Here is a 25,000-nt window from a genome sequence, read left to right as displayed (position 1 = left end):
CATCAATTCGCCTTAAAGTGATTGGTGCAATATCCTTTTTCCGTTATAATTTGGCGTTTTAAAATTTTTAAGCCAGTATCTGAAGTCACCGTATTTAGAATAAGACTAACTTCAGCTACTATTAGCCAAATCGAAAATTATGGAGTGACTTGGTTGTGAGTACTCGTTTTATGACATCAGCTGAAATCCGCGAAGCTTTTTTAAGCTACTTTGAATCGCAAGGACATACACGTGTCGCGTCGAGTTCTCTAGTTCCCGCCAACGACCCTACTTTGTTGTTTACCAATGCGGGTATGAACCAATTTAAAGATTGTTTCTTAGGCCTAGAAAAACGTGATTATGTACGTGCAGTGTCTTCACAAAAGTGTGTCCGCGCAGGTGGTAAACACAACGACTTAGACAATGTCGGTTATACCGCACGTCACCATACCTTCTTTGAAATGTTAGGTAACTTCTCATTTGGCGACTACTTCAAACGTGATGCAATCAAATTTGCATGGGATTTTCTCACTGGTGAAGCTTGGTTAGCTCTGCCTAAAGACAAACTCTATGCAACGGTTTACCACACTGACGACGAAGCATTTGACATCTGGAACAAAGAAATTGGTTTAGATGCTAGCCGTATTATCCGTATTGGCGACAACAAAGGCGGCCAATACGCATCAGATAATTTCTGGGCAATGGGTGATACAGGTCCATGTGGTCCATGTTCTGAAATCTTCTTTGACCATGGCGACCATATTTGGGGTGGCTTACCAGGCACACCTGAAGAAGATGGCGACCGTTTCATTGAAATCTGGAACAACGTCTTCATGCAGTTCAACCGCACTGCAGATGGCGTATTACACCCTCTTCCGGCGCCTTCTGTTGATACAGGCATGGGCTTAGAGCGTATTTCTGCAGTTTTACAACACGTTAACTCAAACTACGAAATTGACCTGTTCCAGCACTTACTCAAAGCGGCCGCTGAAATTATTGGTTTAGATACCGCTGCACTTGAAGCAGAAGCTCGCGAAAAAGGTACACCTGTTCAGTACCCTGCATCACTTAAAGTGGTTGCGGATCACGCACGTTCATGTTCATTCCTGATTGCTGATGGTGTAAACCCATCAAATGAAGGCCGTGGTTATGTACTTCGCCGTATTATCCGTCGTGCAGTACGTCATGGTAATAAGCTGGGTGCAACAGGTTCATTCTTCCATAAAATGTTGAAACCTTTAATTGAAGTGATAGGTCAAGCTTACCCAGAACTTGAAGCACAAAAGGCACGTATTGAAGCGCAATTACTGAAAGAAGAAGAGCAATTTGCTAAAACCTTAGAGCAAGGTTTGAAATTGCTTGAAGGTGAATTGGCTCAACTGAAAGGTTCTGTAATTCCAGGTGAAGTGGTGTTTAAACTGTATGATACTTACGGTTTCCCAACTGACCTGACTGCTGACATCGCTCGTGAACGTGATTTAACCATTGATGAAGCTGGCTTTGAAGTTGAAATGGCAGCTCAACGTCAACGTGCACGCGATGCAGGTAAATTCGCCATTGACTACAACTCTGTTGTTAAAGTTGAAGGCGAAACTCAGTTTGACGGCTATGACGCAACAGTTGGCGAAGGTCAAATTATCGCGATCTATAAAGATGGCGAACAAGTTGATGAAGTGGTTGAAGGTGACGAAGCCCTCATCGTACTGAACCAAACCCCGTTCTATGCAGAAAGCGGCGGTCAAATTGGTGACACGGGTATTTTCAAAAACGACACAGGTATTTTTGAAGTCCAGGACACCAAGAAATCGGGCGGCGCTTTTGTACACCAAGGTATCGTGACTGTAGGTAGCATTAAGCTTGCTCAAAATGTTGAAGCAACAGTTAAAGCAGACATCCGTGCTGCAACTGCGCGCAACCACTCTGCAACTCACCTTTTGCATGCTGCACTACGTCAAATCTTAGGTGAGCACGTACAACAGAAAGGCTCATTGGTTGCGTCAGACATCTTACGTTTTGACTTTGCCAACGATCAGCCTGTTTCGTTTGAACAACTTCAAGAAATTGAACGCTTAGTCAATGCTGAAGTGATTGCAAATACAGCAGTAAGTACTGAACTTCTTGACATCGAATCTGCTAAAGCAAAAGGTGCGATGATGTTGTTCGGTGAAAAATATGGCGATGAAGTTCGTGTACTTTCAATGGGTTCAATCATTGAAGAGAAAAACTTCTCAATCGAGCTGTGCGGTGGTATTCACGTTAAACGCACAGGCGACATTGGCTTGTTTAAAATCACTTCTGAAGGTGGTGTAGCTGCGGGTGTACGTCGTATTGAAGCGGTAACGGGTACCAAAGCCATTGAAGTTACTCAAAAAGCTGACCGTGATATCAATACCATCAATGGTTTACTAAAAGCTCAAAAAGACCAAACTTTAGAAAAAGTTGAAGCCTTAGTCGACACAGCATCAAGCTTGCAAAAGCAGATTGAGCAACTCAATCAAAAACTTGCCAGCTTCCAAGCTGCTGAACTGCTTAGCCAAGTTCAAACGCTTGCGGGTCGTCAAACGCTAATCACGACTGTTCAAAACATGGATGCGAAATCACTTCGCAACCTACATGACGGTGTGAAATCAAAATTAGAAAATGCAGTCATCGTACTTGCTGGTGTTGAAGGTGACAAAGTTAGCCTGATTGCATCTGTAGCAAAAGACTTTACTGCTTCTATTAAAGCAGGTGACATCATCAAACATCTAGCAACTGAGCTCGGTGGTAAAGGTGGTGGCAAACCTGACTTAGCACAAGGTGGCGCGCCACTAAACGAGAAGTTTGCAACAGTGATGGCAGATTTAACTGCTTGGCTTGAAGCGAAATAAAACTTCACCTTTTGTGTAACTGACCCTGAATGATGCATTCAGGGTCATGGTTTATATGGAACAACTATGGCATTAATCGTTCAAAAATATGGCGGTACCTCTATGGGTACTCCAGAGCGCATTTTAAATGTTGCTCGTCGTGTAAAGCGTTGGCATGACCACGGCCACAAGGTTGTAGTGGTTGTATCAGCAATGAGTGGCGAAACCAATCGTCTACTTGCTTTAGCGAAAGCCATTACCGAAACCCCTGACCCACGAGAATTAGACCAAATGGTTTCTACGGGTGAACAGGTAACGATTTCAATGTTAGCAATGGCGCTCAATTCTATTGGCGTTGAAGCTAAGTCACTTACAGGTCGCCAAGTCGGTATCAAAACGGACAATGCGTTTACTAAAGCACGTATCGAATCAATTGATACTGACACCATGACTGCGCATTTAGATGCCGGTCGTGTGATCGTGGTTGCTGGTTTCCAAGGCTTCGATGCCGATGGCAACACCACCACCCTCGGCCGTGGCGGTTCAGATACTTCTGGTGTAGCACTTGCTGCGGCATTAAAAGCAGATGAATGCCAAATCTATACCGATGTAGATGGCGTTTATACGACTGACCCACGCGTTGCACCAAAAGCGAAAAAAGTAGACCGTATTTCATTTGAAGAAATGCTGGAAATGGCATCACTTGGTTCAAAAGTTCTACAAATTCGCTCGGTTGAATTTGCAGGAAAATACCAAGTGCCTTTACGCGTATTATCAAGTTTTGATAATGACGATGATGGCGCATTCGACGAAGAATTTAAAAAGAACGTCGGAACACTAATCACCACTGAGGCGGAAGACAACATGGAACAACCAATTATCTCTGGTATCGCATTTAACCGTGACGAAGCTAAACTTACGATTCTAGGTGTTCCTGATGAACCAGGTATTGCATCTAAAATTTTATCGCCAATTGGTAATGCCAACATTGAAGTGGATATGATTATCCAAAATGTTGAAGAAGATGGTACAACTGACTTCACCTTCACGGTAAACCGCGGCGAACTTGCAAAAGCAACAAAAATTCTTCAAGAAACTGCTCAAGCCATTGGTGCGCGCGAAGTTGCTACACGTGACGACATTGTTAAAGTGTCAATCGTAGGTGTTGGTATGCGTTCACACGCAGGTGTTGCAAGTAAAATGTTCACTGCCTTGGCTGATGAAGGCATCAACATTTTGATGATCTCAACTTCAGAAATCAAAATTTCTGTGATTATTGAAGAAAACTACCTAGAACTTGCTGTACGTTCTCTACACACTGCTTTCGGTTTAGACCGTGAACACGGTGAATCAAGCGCACGTGCTTAAGCAATCTTGCGAAAAACTTGTCATTGTCTGACAGTTTTTGCAAAAGACTACAAAAATCAGGAGCCACTATAGTTTTTTCTATAGTGGCTCTGTTATATTAAGCCCGAGGCTTTCTTAAATTTAGATGAATGTTATACCTAATGTCACTAGATATCTAAAAATTCAAGTGTCATGCGGTTGTATTAAACATTTGTTTAAATTTTTTTAAATACAAAAAATTATGTATTTTACTTTAGTACAACTGCAGGTTTAGCGTTTTGCAAGGAGATAAACATGCTGATTTTGACCCGACGCGTCGGTGAAACATTAATGATTGGGGATCAAGTAAGTGTTACTGTACTTGGTGTCAAAGGCAACCAAGTTCGTATTGGTGTCAATGCTCCCAAAGAAGTATCTGTACATCGTGAAGAGATTTATCAACGCATTCAGCATGAACGTGCAATGCATGAACATCTTCAACATCTTGATCAGGATTACCAGCCTGCATTTGAAGATGAAGGTTCACAGCAGAATAATTTCAATCGTTAAGATTGAAACATTCAGATATAAAGCGGCCCGATTGGCCGCTTTAAATTTTTACCCAGTCTATTTTTGCTCAAGTACCTCGATCACTTTCTTTACAGGCCCAAAACTACGACGATGCTCGTCGATAACCCCATGTTCAGCAATCGCTTCAAAGTGCGCTTTGGTTGGATAACCTTTGTGTTTGGCAAATCCAAACTGAGGATATTTTCGATCCATCTCAATCATTTGATGATCACGTGTCACTTTGGCCAAAATACTCGCCGCTGAGATTTCAGCATGTAAAGCATCCCCACCCACAATTGCCTCACAGCTCATACTCAAGCCTTGTGGAATTTTATTACCATCAACCAAGACATGTTCAGGCTGTATTGCAAGCTGTTCAACCGCGCGGCGCATCGCAAGCAAAGATGCTTGTAAAATGTTGATCTCATCAATTTCAGCAGCACTCGCCTCAGCAATCGCCCATGCCAATGCTTTTTCCTTAATTTCGACAAAAAGTTTTTCACGTTTTTTTTCGGTCAGTTTTTTGGAATCATTTAACCCTTGTATCGGGTTATTCGGGTCTAATATTACCGCAGCAGCGACCACTGAACCCACCAAAGGGCCGCGCCCTGCCTCATCTGCACCTGCAATTTGCATTTTCTACTCTCATAAAAAATGGCTGATCAACAGCCATTTTAAAAACTTAACAATTTATTGGCTTAGTTTAGCATTTCAGAGGCGCATGTGGCTGTTGTTTTTGTTGCTGCTAAAGCGCTATAGGTTGCCTTTGCTTTGGGATCAATTGCCGCCAAAGCCAACTGCTCTTTAGACAACACTTTGGGCGAGTTATCACCCACACAGTTGCAGACTTCACGTTTTTTCTTCTGTTTTTGGTCTTCAGATAACAGCTTACTGCCCACAACCCATGTCGGATTAGTTTCGATTTCATCCATACATTTTGCATGTGAGGCCATTTTAATAGCCGAAATTCCATCATCATCTGAGCTAGATAAAGGATTCGACACACACGCGGAAAGCATAAGCGAGCCAAACAAACAGAGAATTAACTTATCATTTTTCATACAGATACACCCTTTGTTGTAAAAGAAATCAGGCTTCAATTGTTATTATTCACATCAATATAAAAGATAAACGCCAAAAAGTACAAAAAACCGCAAAGAAGCGAGGCATGTCCCCCGCTTCTTTGATATATCACAACTTAATTCACCACTTCAGCCACACATGCATTGATGGTTTTCGTCACAGCATTGCTAATAATGGTTGTACGCGCCGCAGGGTCAATGGCCGCTGTTGCCACATCGACAGCGGTAATATTTTGTGGGGCTTTCTCACTGACACAACCACAAATTTCGGTTTGAATATCGGTTTTTTGATCAGCCGTCATAAATTTGGTTGCTGTTTTCCATGCTGGCAGATTATTCAACTCAGTCGTACATTTTGCATTAATGGCAATTTTAAGCGCTGCTGTACCCAGTTGTTGTGTGGTGGTCGTCGTATTGGTCGTTGCTATATCAGTCGTTGTACAAGCCGAAAGGATCAAAGCCAAAGGAGCAAGCACTGCAATCATTTTTTTCACGGAGTTATCCATTTATAACAGTTAAAGTGCGCGTATTTTGCCGAATCTTTGCTATTTACGGAAACACTATTTCCATGCCATTTTAATATCTTTCGCTTATTGCACAGTTTTAGATCAGACATGCGCCACTGGTCTGTACAGCGTTGCAGAATATCAACGCTATGTTGCATCTACTACATTTTTGACCTATCTATAGTTCTATAAAATAGCGCAGCATAAAAATGGATGTGAATCTAATGAACTCGGCAAATACCCATTACACGCGTACTGCTCAAATCCTGCATTGGCTCATGGCAATTATCTTTATTGCTGCTTGGCTGATTGGGTTTTATAGCGGAAACTTCCTCAGTTATGATGCTGATGGTAGCTTTAAAGGGGATGTCATTACCTTACATAAGAACATTGCAACCACGATTATCTTTCTAGTAGTGATTCGTATCTTTTGGCGTTATACCCACCCTGCACCCAAACTTCCAGACAGTATGTCGCCGTTAATGCAAAAAATGGCACACCTCGGTCATTTGGCTTTATATTTCATTTTGTTGGCTTTGCCAATTACTGGCTGTTTATTTAGCTGGAGTGCTGGGCACCCTGCACCTGTATTGTACCTTTTTGAAATTCCCCGTTTAGTACAAGACAACCCTGAATTACTCGCGATCGTGAAACCTTTACATATCTGGATTTCATGGGCTGCAGGATTGCTGTTAGTGGGTCATATTGCAGCAGCACTGAAACACCACTTTATTGATAAAGATAATGTGTTAAATAGCATGACCAAACAAGCAAAGTAAGACCAAGTTGAATTAGCCTAAAAGCATCAATCTGTTGCTTTTAGGACTTCATCCACCACACATCCTTTCAGCGTATTCAACACACCCTGTTGTACCACCTGTTTTTTGACTTGTTCATCAACCACTGCGCGCAACAAAGTTGTTGCTGGAATATCGTTTAACGCATTTTCACCCACGCAACCACAGATTTGCGTTTGGAGCTGATTCTTTTTCTCTTCACCAAGCAATGCTGTACTGACTTTCCACAACCTTGTCGCTTCAAGCTCTACACCGCACTGATACACCACCACAGGCTTTAGTAGTTTTTGCGTTAACCCAATATCCGTTTTGAGCAAATAAACTGCAAAGAGCACAAAAATAACCACAAGCAATGCAATGATTTTTTTCATATCGACCTCACATAAAAAAGACAGAGCGAACTCTGTCTTTAAAAGGACATTAGATTAAGCAATGGCTACAATTTCAGCCGCCCATTTTTGCTTCTCTTCTGCCGAAATAAACGACGCTTCAAAAGAGTTCAACGCCAATTGTTTTAGCTCAGCTGCTGTTAAGTCTAACGCATCTGTAATGGCAATAAAGTTATCATTCATATAACCACCAAAGTACGATGGATCGTCTGAATTTACTGTTACTTGCACACCTTGTTGCAACAAACGGCGGATATTGTGCTGTGCCATATCGTCAACGACACATAACTTTAAGTTACTGAGTGGACAAACTGTCAGTGGCATTTTCTCTGCGATCAAACGCTGCATTAATACAGGATCTTCTTCAGAACGCACACCGTGGTCAATACGATTCACTTTAAGCAAATCTAAAGCTTCCCACACATATTCTGCTGGACCTTCTTCACCCGCATGTGCCACCACTAAAAAGCCTGCTTCACGTGCTTTAGCAAAGACACGTTCAAACTTTGAAGGAGGATGCCCAACTTCACTTGAGTCCAAGCCCACAGCAATGATTTGATCTTTATAAGGCAATGCTTGCGCTAAAGTTTCAAGGGCTGCTTCTTCACTTAAATGACGCAAGAAACACATAATCAAATGCGAACTAATGCCAAATTTTGCCTTGGCATCATCACATGCGCGTTGCAGACCATTAATCACTGTTTCAAAAGCAATATCACGGTCTGTATGCGTTTGTGGGTCAAAGAACATTTCGGTATGTACTACACGATCTTCTGCACATTTTTCAAAATACGCCCAAGCCAAGTCATAAAAGTCTTGCTCATGAATCAGTACATTTGCGCCTGCATAATAGATGTCTAAAAATGATTGTAGATTGTGAAAATTATAAGCCTGTTTCACTTCTTCAACCGACTTATAAGGAATGTCTATTTGATTACGCTGTGCGATTGCAAACATGAGTTCTGGCTCAAATGTCCCTTCAATATGCACATGCAATTCAGCTTTTGGTAAAGCACGAATGAGCTCCAATTGACTCATAACTTTTCCTCTTTAAAAATAAAAAAGGGCGTAAACTGAGTTTACACCCTTATCACTATTTGATGAATTAGCCACCAAATAACGCGAATTTTAATGCCCAAAGCACAGCTACAATCCACACCATGTACGGTACAGTCGCCGCTTTACCGGTGAACAATTTAACCAATGCATAGCTAATAAAGCCCATCGCAATACCATCTGCAATTGAGTAGGTAAATGGCATAAATACAATGGTTAAGAACGCAGGAACGGCTTCAGTAATATCATCCCAATCAATATGGGTAACCCCCTGAATCATTAACACGCCAACAAATAACAATGCTGGAGCTGTTGCAAAACCGGGTACAGATTGAGCTAAGGGTGCTAAAAACAAACATAAGATAAATAACACACCGACCACAACTGCGGTTAAACCTGTACGGCCACCAGCAGCAACGCCCGCAGACGACTCAATATATGGTGTTGTCGAAGATGTACCTAATGCTGCACCTGCAACAATTGCGGTTGAGTCTGCAAATAATGCTTTTTTCAAACGTGGAAGCTTGCCATCTTTCAGTAAGCCTGCACGGTGTGACACACCCACCAATGTACCTGTTGAGTCAAATAAATCGACCAAGAAGAATACAAAAATGACACCCACTAAGCTTGCTGTAAATAGGCCTTCAAAGTCCATTTGCATGAATGTTGGAGCAATTGATGGAATCTCACCAACAACACCTTTGAACTCGCTTAAGCCCATGGCTGTTGAAATTGCAGTTAAAGCCAAGATACTGATAATAATGGCACCACGCACTTTAAAGTGATGCAGTACAACCACCATCAAGAAGCCAAATAAAGCCAAAAGAACCGTCGGTTGCTTTAAGTCGCCCAATCCAACCAAAGTCGCTGGATTGTCCACAATAACGCCTGCATTTTTTAAAGCAATCAACGCAAGGAATAAACCAATTCCGCCGCCAATCGCAAGCTTAAGCGACATTGGGATTGCATTCACAATGGCTTCACGGATCTTAAACATACTGATCGCAATGAACACCAAACCTGATACAAACACTGCAGCTAAAGCAGTCTGCCAAGGCACACCCATACCCATACACACCGAATAGGTAAAGTAAGCGTTTAAGCCCATACCCGGTGCCAATGCAATTGGATAATTTGCAACAATACCCATAACCAAACAGCCAATTGCGGCTGCAAGACAAGTCGCTACAAAGACAGCACCATGATCCATCCCCGTTTCGGATAAAATCATTGGATTCACAATAATGATGTAACACATAGTTAAGAATGTGGTTACACCTGCAAGAAGCTCTGTACGAAAACTGGTTTTATTTTCACTCAGTTTGAACATACGCTCGAGCATATTTTCTGAAGATGGATTAGGAGTCGTCATGACCTAGCCCCTGTAAATAAACTTTTAAAACTGTATAACTGCCAAAAAATTTCGACACTCAGTATGATGAAAATCTGATTAAATTTCTGGAAGTTAAAGCAATGAATATGCCAAATTTCCTCAATTCAGGAAAAGTTTATTTAGCCATGAATGGTTCAAACGCAGGGTCGAACCATATATACCTAAACAAAAAAGCCGCATAAACTGTATGCAGCTTTCAACAAAAACGTCATTTTAGACTCAAAATCTAAAATTCAATATATCTTGGCGCGAATTATAACACACTGATTTTTAATTGTTTTAAATTTATTTTTAATTAAAATTCAACATGATAAGTCATTTACACATGATTTTATTCTATCTTAAGCGTCAAAGTACTTTAATGGAGACCTGATCGATTATTGCTTCAGCATCACTTTGAAAACGAGCTATTGACTTTTTCAGGCACGACCTTTGCCTTTGAGAGAGGACTCAACTTTTGCACTTTAGGCTCAGTACTGTTCATGAGTTGATTCAACTGTTGCTGTTTTTTCGTTTCTGTATCCTGAAAAACAACAAACCCAAGCAAACAAACAGCAGCCACAAAAATAGGGATTAGAATTTTTTTCATGACATTCACAATATCCACAACTGCTTTAGCATGATTACAAATCATAACAAATAATACAAAGGGCCACACATTTATCAGATAAAAAGTATCTTCACACTTTATAGTTTTTTCTGATTTAATTATTTCAATAACATAAGATTAAATTAAATGAGTGAGAAAAAAATATGATCAAAGTGCTCAATTTTGTAATATTTTATATTTCAAAAAATTACAGTTGATTAACCTTTTATGAACATAATTTGGTTTAGACAAGATCTTCGCATACACGACCATGCCGCACTTTGGCATGCAAGCCAACATGGACCTATGCTGGCTTTAGTGATCCTATCCCCACAACAGTGGCTATTACATCATGATGCAGCTGTAAAAATTGATTTATATGTCAGACAATTGCACGATTTAAAACAGAGCCTTGCTCAGCTGAATATTCCTTTGCTCATTCTAAATATTCCGCTGTGGCAAGATATTCCACGTCAGCTTTCATCTTTATGTCATACACTGCAAGTACAACAAATCTTTGCAAATATCGAAATGGGCGTGAATGAGCTTAAGCGCGATGCCGAAGTTCAACAATGCTTAAATCAGCAACACATTGAATTTACGCTCTTCCAAGATCGAATCCTCTTTCCCTTAAACAGTATTCGTAACCAATCTGGTAAGCCCTATCAAGTCTTTGGCGCTTTTAAAAAAACCTGTTATGAGCGCTTAAATATTGGCTTACCGCAGTGCTACCCTCTCCCTTCTGCACAGCAACCTATACACCTTCCTGCCGATTTAAATACAGCCATTCCACACATTGAATCACTGATTGATGTGAATACGAATGAGTTAAATCAAATTAAAGCCTATTGGCCTGAAACGGAAATATATGCGCTTTCAATGCTCGATGATTTTATTGATCACAAAGTTAGTGACTATCAAAAAGAGAGAGACTTTCCATTTTTAAATAGCACCAGTCAACTTTCAACTTATTTAAATCTCGGGATCGTGTCGATTCGACAGTGTCTCAATGCCCTGTTTCGTGCTCAACACGGCCAATTTATGATTGATAACACAGGTCAGCAGACTTGGTTAGATGAATTACTTTGGCGAGAGTTTTATCAGCATATTTTATTTGATTTTCCACATGTCTCTAAACATCGGCCATTTAAAGCCAATACACAGCGTATTGTATGGCGAGATTCGCCTGAAGATTTAAACGCGTGGCAACAAGGTCGTACTGGTATTCCAATTGTGGATGCAGGTATGCGACAACTACTTGCGACAGGCTGGATGCACAATCGTGTTCGTATGATTGTCGCAATGTTCTTAACTAAAAACTTGTTGATTGATTGGCGTCTGGGCGAGCAATGGTTTATGCAACATTTGGCTGATGGTGACTTAGCTGCCAATAATGGCGGATGGCAGTGGTGTGCCTCCACGGGCACCGATGCTGTGCCTTATTTCCGAGTCTTTAACCCTGTGAGCCAATCTCAGAAATTTGATAGCAATGGTGATTATATTCGACAGTGGCTGCCAGAGCTTGCACATTTAGATGCCAAAAACATTCATGAGCCTTATGCGAAGCAGCAGAATATGGATTTGGACTACCCCAAACCAATCGTCGATTTAAAATCCAGTCGTGTTCGTGCCATCGAAGCATTTAAAGGGCTTTAAACACCTAAAGTTTGGGCTAAGTTCTGCTTAGCAAGACGCTCATAGCACTTTTGGAAAAATGGCGTCTGGTACAGTGGTTGCGTTTCTAAAAAGTGCCTTAACACTTGCTGGCGCTTCTGCACATAAAGTGCGGGCTCAACCCAAGCATATTCTTGCTGAATTTGGCGTTCATATTCAGCAAAACGCATAGGATCACTGGCTAAAATAGCCAGATCAATATCCAATAAATAAGCCAAATCAGTGTCAACTGTCGGTGCATGTGCTTTTGTTGCCAAAATCCATGCGTAGAGCTTTGCAATTTGCTCAGCTCCAAGCACATTTTTAAGCATCCGTTGCATATAGTCGGCGCTTTGCTGCTCATTATCATGTGCTTGCGGGTTGTAAATGACATCATGAAACCAAATGGCCAACTCAACAGACAAAGGATCGTCTAGGTAGGTTTTGATCTGATGAAAATGCTCAAAACATTCAACAATATGTTGAATGCTATGATAATGCCGCTGTACTTCACTATAGGCGTTATACAGCGAGGCATGGAACTTTTGAGTGGTATCGTCATCCAAACTCAATTGCTTTGCGGTGAGCGCCCAATAGTCCTGAAACTGTTTTGTATACTGCACCATTGGAATGCCCTTTCGTTATGCTGCCTGTTCATCTCGTTTAAAGACCAACTCACTTTTTAATGAGCTATCTGCATCAAAATAATAACCATCTGTTTGGAATGATTTTAACCCCTCAATTTGATCAATTTGGTTTTCAATCATATAACGCGCCATCAAACCACGCGCTTTTTTGGCATAGAAACTAATGACTTTATATTTGCCATTTTTCTGATCTAAAAACACAGGTTTAATAATTTCTGCTTGAATTTTGCTTTCTTTCACAGATTTATAGTATTCATCCGAAGCAATATTCAGCAAAATTTTCGAACCTGCCTGTTCTAAATCTTGGTTAATTAAATCGGTAATGTGATTGCCCCAAAACTCATACAGATTATGTCCGCGTGGGTTAGCTAGCTTAGTTCCCATCTCTAAACGATACGGCATCATCAAGTCCAATGGACGTAGCAAACCATATAACCCAGAGAGCATTCTTAAATGTTGCTGTGCGTATTCAATGCTCGACTCTGACAAATGATAAGCATCTAAACCAGTATAGACATCGCCCTTAAAAGCAAACATAGCTTGTCGGGCATTTGCAAAGTTGAATTCTGGCTGCCAATCGCGAAAACGATCGACATTTAAGGTGGCAATTTTTTCACTGACACTCATTAAGCTTGCAATTTCACTTGCTGACAGTTTGCGACTAACTTCGATCAATTCTTGGGAATGTTGTAGCAATCTGGGTTGTGTATACGCATCGGTTGGTAAAGCAGTTTGGTAATCTAAAGTTTTGGCAGGAGAAACAAGGGCAAGCATAGATAACCTGATTAAAAAACAATTAAACAGACTATATCAGTAGACTTATTTTATTGCCAATCTGTGTTTTTAATAAGCATAAACGGTTAAACTAGCCCATTCTCCTGTTATATGTATCGATTCTCTATGTCTGAGCAGATGTTCATTCAAGGTCCAGTTGGGCAAATTGAAGTTTTTGTAGATTATCCACAGGGTGAAGTGAAAGGATTCGCGGTAGTTACTCACCCCCATCCACTCCAAGGTGGTACGCCTCAACACAAGGTTCCAGCATTGCTTGCGCAAATGTTCTTAGAACGCGGTTGTATTGTGTACCGTCCAAGTTTCCGTGGCTCAGGTCAAAGTGTTGGTCTACACGACGAAGGTCATGGCGAAACTGATGATGTTCTTGAAGTGATTAAGCATGCTCGTGCAGCACATACAACTTTACCCTTCTATGCAGGTGGTTTTAGTTTCGGTGCGCATGTCATGGCAAAATGCTATGATGCTTTACAAGAAGAAATTCGACCAAAACAAACCATTTTATGTGGTCTACCAACGGCAACGGTCGCAGGTGTGCGCCACTATGTAACACCTCAACTTAAAGGTGACATCTTATTTATCCATGGCGAAGCCGATGAAGTGACCTTACTGTCTGACATGATTACATGGGCTAAACCGCAGCGCCATTTAGTGACTGTATTACCTGGTGCAAACCATTTCTTTACCGGTTACTTAAAACAGTTACGTATTGCGATTACACGTTTCCTGTGGATTTAACGCATCACTCAGTTCAGGAAAGAAATGACTGTCTAACATTAGCCCCTTTCTTTCTTGAACTTTTTATTTTTAATCTAGACGTATCTCTTTTTCTATTCCAACGCTTCATTAGCCGTCCGTTATATCTATTCTGTTCCCAAAATAATTTTAAGCTCCCTTTTGAGCGCTAAACTCAATCAGCACTACCTCCATCAAATACCTGTTTTAAAAATCAGTGAGGCTTGAACCCTGCTAATGGTACTTTATGCAACAATCTACGCTTGAACTTGATATATTCTGCACATCATTATTCAAATAATAAGTTATACAATCAACATCTTAGCTCGAGAGAGCTATTCATTTAAATAATTTTTAAAATATTCAGGGATTTTATGAAAACAATTCTCGGGGCAGTTTTAGTCACTATAGCCACCACATCAGCCTGTGCTCAGGACATTATAGGAACTTGGCGTTATATCGATGATATAGTCAAAATACTTTATTATTCATACAAGATTCGAAAAAAACTCGAAATAACTCATCGACTGAGTCGATCAACCATTCTTTACGCTTACGTTTAACCCATGCCCACATCTGTTCTATAGGATTTAAATCAGGGCTGTATGCAGGAAGCCAAAGAATTTTATGCCCTTGTTGTTCCAATAACTCCTGAATATCTGCTCTTTTATGAAATGCTGCATTATCCATAACCACTACACTATTTTCTGGTAATGCTGGTATGAGGAATTGCTCAATCCAAAAATGAAAAACATCTGAATTGATTTTGCAGTCAAATAAACCGACTGAAAATAACTTACCCTCATGGATTGCTCCAATGGCATTGGTCTGATTCTTTAATTGCCAATTATATTGCCCTAAACAGGGTACTCCTTTTCGTGAGTAGCCATGAGGTCTATAATCATGTGACTTAAAACCACTTTCATCCAGATAAATAATCGGATGGTTTTTTTCTAATTCATTCACTTGCAGAATAAATTTATCCCTAAGCTTTGTATCTGCTTTAGGATGGCTTAACGTCTTTTTTTAACTGTAATATTTAAGCGCTTTAATGCAGCACCAATAGATGAAACACCACAATTAAAACGTGCAGCACGTTCATATTGATAAGCATCAGGATACTTTTCAACATCTTCACGTAAAGCATCATCGTTAATTTTAGAAGGTTTACGTACACGAGTTTTTTTAATCTCTATACGTTTCTTCCATTCAACAATGGTATTTTTATTAATTTCAAATTGTGCAGCTACCGCTCGAATAGAATAACCTTCCTCAAGCTTAGCTAAAATTTTACGTCTAAAATGTTCTGAATAACTCATTGCACCATTGTATTGGTTTTATAATGATTTGACTATAAAACTGGAGAACCCAAAGGTCTGGTGAAAATTGAAAAGCAAGCCAATGGAACTTATGCAGGAACTGCACTGAAAGCAACTCCTCGCCCAGGTTATACAGCAAAAGAGTTCTGCACCAACTGCCCTGCACCCTACACCGATAAGCCTATTATTGGTATGCAAGTGATTACAGGTTTAAAAACTGAAAATAATATTAATTATACCCATGGCAAAATCATTGACCCCGTTTCAGGCAAGCTGTATAGCCTAAAAGGTAAAATTAGCCCAAATGGGAAAAAACTATTCTTAAGAGGCTATTTAGGCGTCTCGGCTGTGGGACGTAGTCAGACGTGGTTACGTGTGGAATAAGTCTTATAGCACATCCAGTTATAAGCGCGTTGACCCATCAAAATATTAAACGTGTTCTGTTCTAAAAAATGCTGAATTAGGAAAAACCAATTCAGCATTTTTTATCTATTCAATTAGCCTTTCCACTCAAACTCAGTAAAACTTTTATCTGTTTTTAGTGTGGTTTCAACCGCTTGTGCCAATTGATTTAATAAGCTTCGTTCAGCAATTCGGTCTAACCAGTCTTGCTCTTCATCTGGATAAGAGGCAATTTCGCACACCAGATTTCCTTCGCCGTCATGACCTTGGCACGTAATAGACAGTGGCAAAGTATGATTATCGACACTCACAGCCACTTGATCACCACTTTGTGGCAAAGTTTCAAAACCCAATTGACCTAACTTTTCAACCAGTAGGTCTTGTACCTGCTTCTGTACTACACTACTCTCACTTACTTCCTGCTGCTGTCCATGCTGCGCCGTAAATTGTAATTTTCTCATTGATCATCCCAAAGGCTTTTTTGTTATATGGGTTTAGCATAATGGCTTAATACAAAACAGCCAAGCAAAAGCTTGGCTGTTCTCACACAAAATATATAAGCTTTAGTCTTATTCCGTGACTTGGATCGCTAAACCGGCTTGATTGCTTAATTGCGTAAAGGTCGGGAAACTCGTAGCAACCGTTTCAGTGCCAATAATTTTAATTTCACCAGAGGTGCGTAAGCCAGCCATTGAGAAACTCATCGCAATACGGTGATCGTGATGTGATTCAATTTCGCCACCAGTGAAAATCGCGCCCCACTCACCTGAATGACCTTTACCTTCAATGATGATGCCATCGTCAGTCGGCGTACAATCGATACCCATGGTTTTTAAACCATCCGCCATCACTTGAATACGATCTGATTCTTTCACACGCAGCTCAGCAGCACCCGTTAATACGGTTTGCCCTTCAGCACATGCCGCTGCAATGAACAATGCAGGGAATTCATCAATCGCCAATGGCACTTGATCTTCAGGCATATGAATACCTTTGAGTGTACGTGTGCCTTGAATACGAATATCTGCAATCGGCTCACCGCCTGCAATACGTTCATTTTCAACCGTAATGTCCGCACCCATTTGCTTCAAAATCTCGATCACACCTGTACGCGTTGGGTTAATGCCCACGGCTTCTAAAGTAACGTCTGAACCTTCAGTAATCGCAGCACCCACCATAAAGAAAGCAGCCGACGAAATATCTGATGGCACCTGAATCTCTGTACCGACTAGCTTACCGCCACCTTGCAGTGAGATTCGATTACCCTCTGTTTTCACATCATAACCAAATGCACGTAGCATACGTTCAGTATGGTCACGTGTAGGTTCTGGTTCTGTGACCGATGTTTCACCTGCTGCCCACAATCCTGCCAATAAAATCCCAGATTTCACCTGCGCAGATGCCATTGGCAAATCATAGTGAATGCCTTGTAAAGCTTGGTTTCCCGTGATCGAAACAGGAGGTGTACCACGCTCACCTGTAGTTTGAATCTGTGCACCCATTTCACGTAACGGTTTAGCAATACGTTCCATTGGACGCTTCGACAGTGATGCATCACCCGTCATTACAGAGTCAAATTTTTGTGCAGAGAGCATGCCTGAAAGCAAACGCATCGAAGTCCCTGAGTTACCCATGTAAAGCGCACTTGCTGGCGCTTTTAGGCCATTTACGCCGACACCATGAATCGTCACTTCACCATTTTTAGGACCTTCAATGCTCACGCCCATATCACGGAAGGCTTGTAAGGTTGCTAGCGCATCTTCTCCTTCCAAGAAACCTGTCACATGCGTCGTTCCTTCTGCAATTGCACCAAACATGATTGAACGGTGTGACACAGATTTATCACCTGGCACGCTAAACTTACCTTGGAAACTCTTTTTACCCGGTAATATGGTGAATTGCTGTGTCGTCACTTTATTGTTCTCCATGAAAGGTTTTTGAGCCAGCATATGGTTAAAATGCTGGCGTGCTGCTTGCGCATGTCCAAGCAAGCCCATTAAAGCATGTGAATCTTCATCTTCAATGAGTTTACGAATCGTAGCCAGTTGGTTTTCAAAACCATCTACGGCATTTAAAATGGCTTTTTTATTGGCAAAAAAGATGTCATGCCACATTTGTGGGTCACTTGCGGCAATTCGAGAAAAATCGCGGAAGCCCCCCGCAGCATAGCGAAAAATATCTAAATTATCTTCACGGTTTGCCAGTTGTTCAACTAAGTTAAAAGCCATCAAATGCGGAAGATGACTGGTATGAGCCAAGACTTCATCATGCTTGGCCACATCCATACAAATCACTTCTGCTTTCGCAGCTTGCCATAGTTGAATCAGTTTCTCTACAGCCCAATCAGCACTGGTCGGTAACGGTGTCAGAATCACTTTATGATTTGCAAATAAATCGACCTTACCCGCATGTACACCCGTGTGTTCTGCCCCAGCAATTGGATGCCCCGGTACAAACCCGGCAGGTAATGCTTCGCCATACACGGCTTTGGCCGCGTCGACCACATTGCCTTTGGTACTGCCTACATCGGTAATAATCGTATGTTCTTGCAAATATGGTTTGATGGTTTCCAATACTTTTTGCGTTGCACGAACAGGTAAGGCTAAAACCACCAAGTCCGCACCTTGAACCGCCTGCACAGGATCACTATACCCCTGTTGGATTAAGCCCAAAGCTTTGGCATCCTGTAAGGTTTTTTCCGAACGTGTAGAGGCTACAATATTTTGGGTTAAACCTTCAGCAATCATCACCCGTGCAAGACTTGAACCAATCAGTCCAAGACCAATAAATGCAACTTTTTCAAATAGTGGCACAGACATAATTTAAGCGTTCGCCTCTAAACCTAGTACGTTGGCCAAAGCCGTTAGAAATTTCGTATTTTCAGCTTCAGTTCCAATCGATACTCGTAAATGATTGGCGATGCCCACAGGACGAACAATCACCCCTTCTTTTAATAAAGCATTAAAAGTTTGTGCAGGATCGGCTTGTATATCGACCAAAATGAAGTTAGCACGAGAAGGCTCATAGTTTAGACCTAACGCTTTAAACCCTGTTTCAAGTTGCACCATGCCCACTTTATTGACCACACGTGATTTCTCAATGAAATCTTCATCTTTCAGTGCAGCAACTGCTGCCACCATGGCTAAATGGTTGACGTTAAACGGCTGACGAATGCGATTTAAGAAATCTGTCACTTCTGCCGATGCTAAAGCAAAACCAACACGTAATGCCGCTAAACCAAAGCACTTCGACATGGTGCGGCTAACAATCAGGTTTGGATACTGTGCTAAAAACTTCAAGCTATTAAAGTTTTCTGGAAAATATTCCACATAAGCTTCATCTAAAACCACGATCACATGACTCGGTACTTTTTGCATGAAGCGCTCAAATTCGGCCTCTTCAAACCAAGTTCCTGTCGGATTATTGGGATTTGCAATAAACACCAATTTGGTATTGTCTTTAATTGCCACCGCCATCGCGTCAAGGTCATGCGAAAAACCTTGAGCAGGTACCTCAATCGCTTCAGCATTGATGGCTTGCGTGACCAAAGCATAAACTGCAAATGCGTGTTGGCTATACACTACCGAGTCTTTATCTGAAACAAATGCACGGGCAAAAATTTCAAGTAGATCGTTTGAGCCATTGCCTAAAGTAATACAATCATGTGCTACACCAAACTGCGTATGAACTTGATCCTTCAAGATAAAACCACCACCGTCTGGATATCGTCCAATTTCCGCCAATTCAGCAGCAACTGCTTCTTTTACTTTGTCCGAACAACCCAAAGGGTTTTCATTTGAAGCAAGCTTAACAATATCGGTCATTCCCAATTCACGCTCTAATTCGCTGATTGGCTTACCTGGTTGATATGGTTTTAACTTCGCAATACCTTCATTGGCTGGAGCAAACGACATGTGACCTTTCCATTCTTACAAGTGGTGTACATGGTTGAGTTTGGAACAAACCCAACCACCTTAGAGATTACAGTACTGCAATCGGGTATGAACCCAATACTCGAACTTCTTTCACAAGTGGACGAATCTCTTCAATCGCCGCTTTAACATTGTCTTGTTCCACATGACCTTCTAAGTCGATGAAGAAAACATAAGCCCATTTTTCAGGCAGTGCTGGACGCGTTTCGATACTGGTCAAACTAATGTTGTGCTTTGCAAATGGTGCAAGGATTTCCAATAATGCACCTGCACGATCATGTGCAGAAATCAGCAATGACGTTTTATCATTACCGCTTTGCGGGATTCTTTCACGACCAATCACCAAGAAACGTGTGGTGTTCTCAGGATTATCTTCAATATTGCTGTGTAAAATTTCTAAATCATAAATACTTGCTGCAACATCAGATGCAATAGCAGCCGAATGCCATTCAGTACGAATACGACGTGCCGCCTCAGCATTCGAACTTAAAGCTACACGTTCCACACCTGGATAGTGTGCGTCTAACCATGCACGACACTGTGCCAAAGTTTGCTGATGCGCATAAATTTGTTTAATACTGTCTTTACGCGTGTTTTCAGATACAAGAAACTGGTGATGAATACGCAATTCAACTTCACCAATCACATTTAAGTGTGAGGCTTTAAAACAATCCAAAGTATGATTGACCACACCTTCTGATGAGTTTTCTACAGGCACCAAACCATAGTGTGCACTGCCTGCTTCCACTTCACGGAACACTTCATCAATGGTCGGTAAAGGACGAACCACAGCATCATGTCCAAAATGCTTCAACACCGCAGAGTGTGTATAAGTTCCAACAGGGCCTAAAAATGCAATACTTTGCGGTGCTTCAAGCGCCAAACATGCAGACATGATTTCACGGAACAAACGTGCCATGGTCACATCAGACAAAGGGCCTTCATTACGCTCCATAACATTCCGTAAAACTTGCGCTTCACGTTCTGGACGGTAAAACATTGGATTCTCTTCAGAAGCAAATTTTGCTTTTGCAACAGCTTCCGCCAGTTTCGCTCGACGGTTAATAAGTTGTTGAATCTGTTGATCAACAGAGTCGATATCCTGACGGATTTGATTGAGGTCAAGAGAAGTCGTTGTGTTTTGATCGTCTTGGATCATTGTTATGTCGCCCTTCATATACATTGTGCAAACAGTATAACAATAGTTAGCTTTGAAATCTTGCGCAATAAGACTTTGCATGTTTCAGTGCTAAAAACAGACAGTTGATTTAATCATCAAGTTTATCAATAAACTGCCCCAATAATAGACATCAATAAAACCACTGAGCCCTGCCTATTTTTCTCGTGTGGTTATGCATAGAACAACACTCAAACAAAACACTAAGACGATGGTGTTTAGGTCTTAGCTTATCGCTTTTAAAACTGTATCTAGGTTTTGAAAAATTTTGCTACACCTTCACAAAAATCACCATTCATCCGTATTTCAGTGCGTTAGAATATCTTTTAAAATATGCTTTACTTAAGTTGACGTATTCATAACAAAGAGAGTATGCAGCAGTAGCGATTGCTCTATAGTCTCAATAAAACAAAACAATAATGAACTGTAGGTACTGTCATGCACAAAAAAATTGCAGTCTTGGTCACCTATGACTTTGAGGATGCCGAATATGCTGAACCCGTAGAAGCATTTCGAGCAGCTCGGCATAGTATTATTAACCTTGAAAGTCAGGCTGGAAAAATCATTTATGGCAAAAAGCGTAAAGCTTTTGTCACCATTGACCAAAGTATCGATGATGCCTCTGTGCATGACTTCGATGCCTTACTCATTCCTGGCGGTTTTTCGCCAGACAACCTGTGCCAAGATGAACGCTATGTCTTATTTGTCAGGCACTTTGCAAACATGCAAAAACCTATTTTATGCAGTGCAGACGTTCCGCAAATTTTAATGCATGCTGGAGTTGTGAAAGGTAGGCGCATGACGTGTATCCATCACCTTCATCAAGACTTAAAAGATGCAGGTGCCGTGCTGTATGACACAGGTGTTGTGAATGACAATAACTTATACATTTCATCACAAACCCAATATGACCTCCCCGCCTTTATTCAAGAAAGTTTATTGGTACTGAACCGATAAAAAAGAGCCTACTTGAGGCTCTTTTACGCATGTTTATATCAGCACCTAGGCTTAACGCCCAAGTAGACTACGCGCGACAATTTCTTTCATAATTTCATTAGTCCCGCCGTAAATGCGTTGAATACGCGCATCGACAAAGAAACGTGAAATTGGATATTCACTCATATAGCCATAGCCACCAAAGAGCTGCAATAAATTATCTGCCACCTTCATTTGCATGTCTGTTGAAAAACTTTTTAATGCTGCTGCGGTTTCGACATCCAGCTTGCCTTGCATATAAAGCTCAACGTTTTGATTGTAAAAAGCTGCTGTGGCTTGTTCATCAATCTTGGCTTGAGCCAAAACAAAACGTGTATTTTGGAACTGCGAAATATGTTGACCAAAAGCTTGGCGCTCTTTGACGTATTGGATGGTGACATCAATCGAACCGCGAATTGCACCTATAGCTGTTGCTGCAATTGCTGTACGCTCTCGTGGTAGCTCTTGCATCAAATAAGCAAAACCTTGGCCTGCTTGTCCCAACAATTGATCTTTCGGGACTTTGACATTGTCATAAAACAACTCAGAAGTGTCTTGTGAATGCAGCCCAATTTTGTCGAGGTTGGTGCCTTTTTTAAACCCATCCAAATGGGTATCGACTAACATCAGTGAAACACCCTTTGCTCGGGCTTGCGGATCAGTTTTCACCGCTAATACCACAAGGTCGGCATGCTGCCCATTGGAAATAAAGGTTTTAGAGCCATTTAAAATATAATGCTCACCTTGCAAAATGGCATTACTTCGCATGGCTTGTAAGTCTGAACCCGCACCCGATTCAGTCATCCCAATCGCACCGACCACTTCACCTGACACCATTTTCGGTAACCAGTACTGCTTCTGTGCTTCAGTTCCGATATGCAAAATATAAGGCGCAGCAATTTCAGAGTGACAAGAAATACCTGTCGATAAAGCACTAAAACCTGCACGTGCTGACTCTTCCACCAACATGAGTGAATAATGCGTTGGAACACCATAACCGCCATATTCCTCAGGTACATCGACACATAAGAAACCATTTTCACCCAAGGCATTCCAGACTGAGCGCGGCATTAAGCCTTCTCGTTCCCACTGTTCATAGTGTGGTGCAATGTGTTCATTCATAAAACGGCGAAAGTTATCGCGAAATAGTTCTAAGTCTGCATCGTAATTCAACATGCTTCTTCCTTGTAGTGACGTTGTTTTATTATTCAGCTCACATGCTAGCCATTTTTAAGGCAACTGTCATGAACGCATCAGGCCATTTTATATTCCAATAAAAAAGGAAGCCTTTGGGCTTCCTTTTTAAGATGAACTGAAATTATGCGTGAGCATTTTCTTCAACAGCCATCAAGCGATCTACTTCTTCTGGATTTGCAAGTGCGAAGTTTAATTTTTCTTGGTCTAACTGACCCACCCATTTCGCAACAACAATCGTTGCCAATGAGTTACCCACCAAGTTGGTTAAGGCACGTGCTTCAGACATAAAACGGTCAATACCTAAGATAAGCGCAAGACCCGCCACTGGAATATGACCAACGGCTGACAAAGTCGCTGCCATCACAATAAAGCCCGAGCCTGTTACACCCGCAGCACCTTTCGATGAAATCAATAACACACCCAATAAAGTCACTTGGTGCATAAGATCAAGCTGAGTATTGGTCGCTTGTGCAATGAAGATCGCAGCCATCGTTAAGTAGATTGAGGTACCATCTAAGTTAAATGAATAACCTGTTGGAATAACCAAACCAACCACTGACTTTTCACATCCCGCAATTTCAAGCTTTTTCAGCATACGCGGTAAAACCGATTCTGAAGATGACGTACCCAGTACGATCAACAGCTCTTCGCGAATCATACGAATCATTTTCAAAATGCTGAAGCCACAAAGACGTGAAATTGTGCCGAGAACCAAGAAAATGAAAAGCAGACAGGTAATGTAGAAGCAGATGATCAACTGAGCAAGTTGCGCCAAGCTACCGATACCATATTTACCGATGGTATATGCCATTGCACCAAAAGCACCAATTGGAGCAAGTTTCATGATCATGTTTACAATGTTAAAGAACACATGCGAAATTTGATCGATGAACTTCAGTACAGGTTTACCTGCATCACCCAACTTGTGTAATGCAAAACCAAACATCAAGGCAAAGAGCAGCACTTGCAGGATTTCACCTTCAGCAAATGCACCAACCACAGTGTTTGGAATAATATGCATAAAGAAGTCGACAGTCGATTGCTGCTGACCAGATTCAACAAACTTTGAGATACCAGAAGTATCTAATGTTGAAGGGTCAACGTTCATGCCCACACCTGGCTTCCAGATGTTAATGACCAGTAAACCGATCAATAGTGCAATAGTCGATACAATTTCAAAGTAAAGTAGCGCAACACCGCCTGTTTTACCCACAGACTTCATACTTTCCATACCCGCGATACCACTCACGACAGTACAGAAAATTACTGGCGCAATAATCATCTTGATCAGCTTAATAAAGCCTTGACCTAGAGGATAAAAAAGCTCGCCCCAGCCGGGTACATATTTTTCAACGCCATTGATAACTTGCGTACCACTAGGGAAAAAATGTCCTACTAAGATACCCGCAATAATCGCGACAATAACTTGAAAATATAGTGACTTATAGATTGGTTTCTTAGTCATAACGAATACTTCTGTAAATCAAAAGACTGAAAAAATCGGTATACCTATACTTCCTCATAGGTAGTTGGCTTTCTGATAAACACAAAAAAGCCCACAGTTTGGACCGCATCCAAACACCGGGTAAAAAAATCATGGTGTACAAACAACAGCACTGTGACAAAAATCACAGT

The 25,000-nt window shown here is 41.3% G+C and carries 24 protein-coding genes and 1 pseudogene; 8 read left to right on the top strand and 17 right to left on the bottom strand.

Going from position 1 to position 25,000, the window contains the following annotated elements:
- The first annotated feature begins 155 nt into the window (after positions 1-155).
- From alaS to csrA, 3 genes are all read left to right on the top strand, one after another.
- Positions 156-2,849, top strand: coding sequence for an alanine--tRNA ligase (gene alaS, locus AC4CUZ_RS09730; protein WP_490747537.1), 2,694 nt, complete (start codon positions 156-158; stop codon positions 2,847-2,849).
- Positions 2,850-2,915: 66 nt separating this feature from the next.
- A complete protein-coding gene (locus tag AC4CUZ_RS09725; RefSeq protein ID WP_005400573.1) occupies positions 2,916-4,196 on the top strand; it encodes an aspartate kinase in 1,281 nt (426 codons plus the stop codon).
- 273 nt (positions 4,197-4,469) lie between these two features.
- Entirely contained in the window at positions 4,470-4,724 is a 255-nt protein-coding gene (gene csrA, locus AC4CUZ_RS09720) for a carbon storage regulator CsrA (protein ID WP_004696158.1), read from the top strand.
- Between the two features lie 57 nt (positions 4,725-4,781).
- On the opposite strand, the gene rnhB is transcribed toward csrA, so the two are convergent.
- The 3 genes from rnhB to AC4CUZ_RS09705 form a co-directional block, all read right to left on the bottom strand.
- Entirely contained in the window at positions 4,782-5,360 is a 579-nt protein-coding gene (gene rnhB, locus AC4CUZ_RS09715) for a ribonuclease HII (RefSeq protein WP_114837582.1), read from the bottom strand.
- 62 nt (positions 5,361-5,422) lie between these two features.
- Positions 5,423-5,785 (bottom strand): hypothetical protein, encoded by a 363-nt coding sequence (locus tag AC4CUZ_RS09710; RefSeq protein ID WP_078389499.1) that lies wholly within the window; start codon positions 5,783-5,785, stop codon positions 5,423-5,425.
- Positions 5,786-5,922: 137 nt separating this feature from the next.
- Complete coding sequence (locus AC4CUZ_RS09705; protein WP_078389498.1) at positions 5,923-6,300, bottom strand: hypothetical protein; 378 nt, start codon at positions 6,298-6,300, stop codon at positions 5,923-5,925.
- Between the two features lie 236 nt (positions 6,301-6,536).
- On the opposite strand from AC4CUZ_RS09705, the gene AC4CUZ_RS09700 reads away from it, so the two are divergent.
- Complete coding sequence (locus AC4CUZ_RS09700; protein WP_004696150.1) at positions 6,537-7,091, top strand: cytochrome b; 555 nt, start codon at positions 6,537-6,539, stop codon at positions 7,089-7,091.
- A gap of 26 nt (positions 7,092-7,117) precedes the next feature.
- Here the strand turns inward: AC4CUZ_RS09700 and AC4CUZ_RS09695 are convergent, their stop codons facing one another.
- The 4 genes from AC4CUZ_RS09695 to AC4CUZ_RS09680 form a co-directional block, all read right to left on the bottom strand.
- Positions 7,118-7,480, bottom strand: coding sequence for a hypothetical protein (locus AC4CUZ_RS09695; protein ID WP_114837583.1), 363 nt, complete (start codon positions 7,478-7,480; stop codon positions 7,118-7,120).
- 54 nt (positions 7,481-7,534) lie between these two features.
- Positions 7,535-8,536: an adenosine deaminase gene (locus AC4CUZ_RS09690; RefSeq protein WP_114837584.1), complete on the bottom strand. Its 1,002-nt coding sequence runs from the start codon at positions 8,534-8,536 to the stop codon at positions 7,535-7,537.
- A gap of 67 nt (positions 8,537-8,603) precedes the next feature.
- Positions 8,604-9,926, bottom strand: a complete 1,323-nt coding sequence (locus tag AC4CUZ_RS09685; protein WP_490747536.1) for an NCS2 family permease — start codon at positions 9,924-9,926, stop codon at positions 8,604-8,606.
- 412 nt (positions 9,927-10,338) lie between these two features.
- The gene (locus tag AC4CUZ_RS09680) at positions 10,339-10,536 is read right to left on the bottom strand and encodes a hypothetical protein (protein ID WP_227557032.1); all 198 of its coding nucleotides are present in this window, start codon (positions 10,534-10,536) and stop codon (positions 10,339-10,341) included.
- A gap of 228 nt (positions 10,537-10,764) precedes the next feature.
- Here AC4CUZ_RS09680 and AC4CUZ_RS09675 point away from each other — a divergent pair, with 228 nt between their 5' ends.
- The gene (locus AC4CUZ_RS09675; protein ID WP_114837586.1) at positions 10,765-12,192 is read left to right on the top strand and encodes a cryptochrome/photolyase family protein; all 1,428 of its coding nucleotides are present in this window, start codon (positions 10,765-10,767) and stop codon (positions 12,190-12,192) included.
- Here AC4CUZ_RS09675 and AC4CUZ_RS09670 read toward each other — a convergent pair.
- The gene (locus tag AC4CUZ_RS09670) at positions 12,189-12,815 is read right to left on the bottom strand and encodes an HD domain-containing protein (protein WP_004696137.1); all 627 of its coding nucleotides are present in this window, start codon (positions 12,813-12,815) and stop codon (positions 12,189-12,191) included. The two genes, AC4CUZ_RS09675 and AC4CUZ_RS09670, sit on opposite strands and share 4 nt — an antisense overlap.
- Positions 12,816-12,830: 15 nt before the next feature.
- Entirely contained in the window at positions 12,831-13,610 is a 780-nt protein-coding gene (gene yaaA, locus AC4CUZ_RS09665) for a peroxide stress protein YaaA (protein ID WP_004696136.1), read from the bottom strand.
- A 126-nt stretch (positions 13,611-13,736) separates the two neighbouring features.
- On the opposite strand from yaaA, the gene AC4CUZ_RS09660 reads away from it, so the two are divergent.
- Positions 13,737-14,366 carry an alpha/beta hydrolase gene (locus AC4CUZ_RS09660; protein WP_010327145.1) on the top strand — a complete coding sequence of 210 codons (630 nt, stop codon included), beginning with the start codon at positions 13,737-13,739 and terminating at the stop codon, positions 14,364-14,366.
- A 468-nt stretch (positions 14,367-14,834) separates the two neighbouring features.
- Here AC4CUZ_RS09660 and AC4CUZ_RS09655 read toward each other — a convergent pair whose 3' ends face one another.
- Positions 14,835-15,329: an IS630 family transposase gene (locus AC4CUZ_RS09655; protein ID WP_490747535.1), complete on the bottom strand. Its 495-nt coding sequence runs from the start codon at positions 15,327-15,329 to the stop codon at positions 14,835-14,837.
- Positions 15,330-15,376: 47 nt separating this feature from the next.
- Positions 15,377-15,682, bottom strand: a complete 306-nt coding sequence (locus AC4CUZ_RS09650) for an IS630 transposase-related protein (RefSeq protein WP_000122230.1) — start codon at positions 15,680-15,682, stop codon at positions 15,377-15,379.
- 30 nt (positions 15,683-15,712) lie between these two features.
- On the opposite strand from AC4CUZ_RS09650, the pseudogene AC4CUZ_RS09645 reads away from it, so the two are divergent.
- Positions 15,713-16,066, top strand: a pseudogene (locus AC4CUZ_RS09645) (DUF2147 domain-containing protein); the annotation flags it as partial.
- Positions 16,067-16,179: 113 nt separating this feature from the next.
- On the opposite strand, the gene AC4CUZ_RS09640 reads toward AC4CUZ_RS09645, so the two are convergent.
- The 4 genes from AC4CUZ_RS09640 to pheA form a co-directional block, all read right to left on the bottom strand.
- Positions 16,180-16,545 (bottom strand): hypothetical protein, encoded by a 366-nt coding sequence (locus AC4CUZ_RS09640; RefSeq protein WP_005400562.1) that lies wholly within the window; start codon positions 16,543-16,545, stop codon positions 16,180-16,182.
- Positions 16,546-16,653: 108 nt separating this feature from the next.
- The gene (locus AC4CUZ_RS09635) at positions 16,654-18,903 is read right to left on the bottom strand and encodes a bifunctional prephenate dehydrogenase/3-phosphoshikimate 1-carboxyvinyltransferase (protein WP_114837589.1); all 2,250 of its coding nucleotides are present in this window, start codon (positions 18,901-18,903) and stop codon (positions 16,654-16,656) included.
- Between the two features lie 3 nt (positions 18,904-18,906).
- Positions 18,907-19,998: a histidinol-phosphate transaminase gene (gene hisC, locus AC4CUZ_RS09630; RefSeq protein WP_114837590.1), complete on the bottom strand. Its 1,092-nt coding sequence runs from the start codon at positions 19,996-19,998 to the stop codon at positions 18,907-18,909.
- A 67-nt stretch (positions 19,999-20,065) separates the two neighbouring features.
- A complete protein-coding gene (gene pheA / locus AC4CUZ_RS09625; protein ID WP_004696123.1) occupies positions 20,066-21,175 on the bottom strand; it encodes a prephenate dehydratase in 1,110 nt (369 codons plus the stop codon).
- Positions 21,176-21,631: 456 nt separating this feature from the next.
- Here pheA and AC4CUZ_RS09620 point away from each other — a divergent pair, with 456 nt between their 5' ends.
- Complete coding sequence (locus tag AC4CUZ_RS09620; RefSeq protein ID WP_114837591.1) at positions 21,632-22,150, top strand: DJ-1/PfpI family protein; 519 nt, start codon at positions 21,632-21,634, stop codon at positions 22,148-22,150.
- 51 nt (positions 22,151-22,201) lie between these two features.
- Here the strand turns inward: AC4CUZ_RS09620 and AC4CUZ_RS09615 are convergent, their stop codons facing one another.
- Positions 22,202-23,344 (bottom strand): acyl-CoA dehydrogenase family protein, encoded by a 1,143-nt coding sequence (locus tag AC4CUZ_RS09615; RefSeq protein ID WP_490747534.1) that lies wholly within the window; start codon positions 23,342-23,344, stop codon positions 22,202-22,204.
- Positions 23,345-23,486: 142 nt separating this feature from the next.
- Positions 23,487-24,830 (bottom strand): dicarboxylate/amino acid:cation symporter, encoded by a 1,344-nt coding sequence (locus tag AC4CUZ_RS09610; RefSeq protein ID WP_004696118.1) that lies wholly within the window; start codon positions 24,828-24,830, stop codon positions 23,487-23,489.
- Positions 24,831-25,000 lie beyond the last annotated feature (170 nt).

This window comes from Acinetobacter sp. 789_lipA (assembly GCF_058242845.1).
Note: the sequence above shows the minus strand (reverse complement) of the source record. Positions and strands in the feature narration are given on the sequence as shown.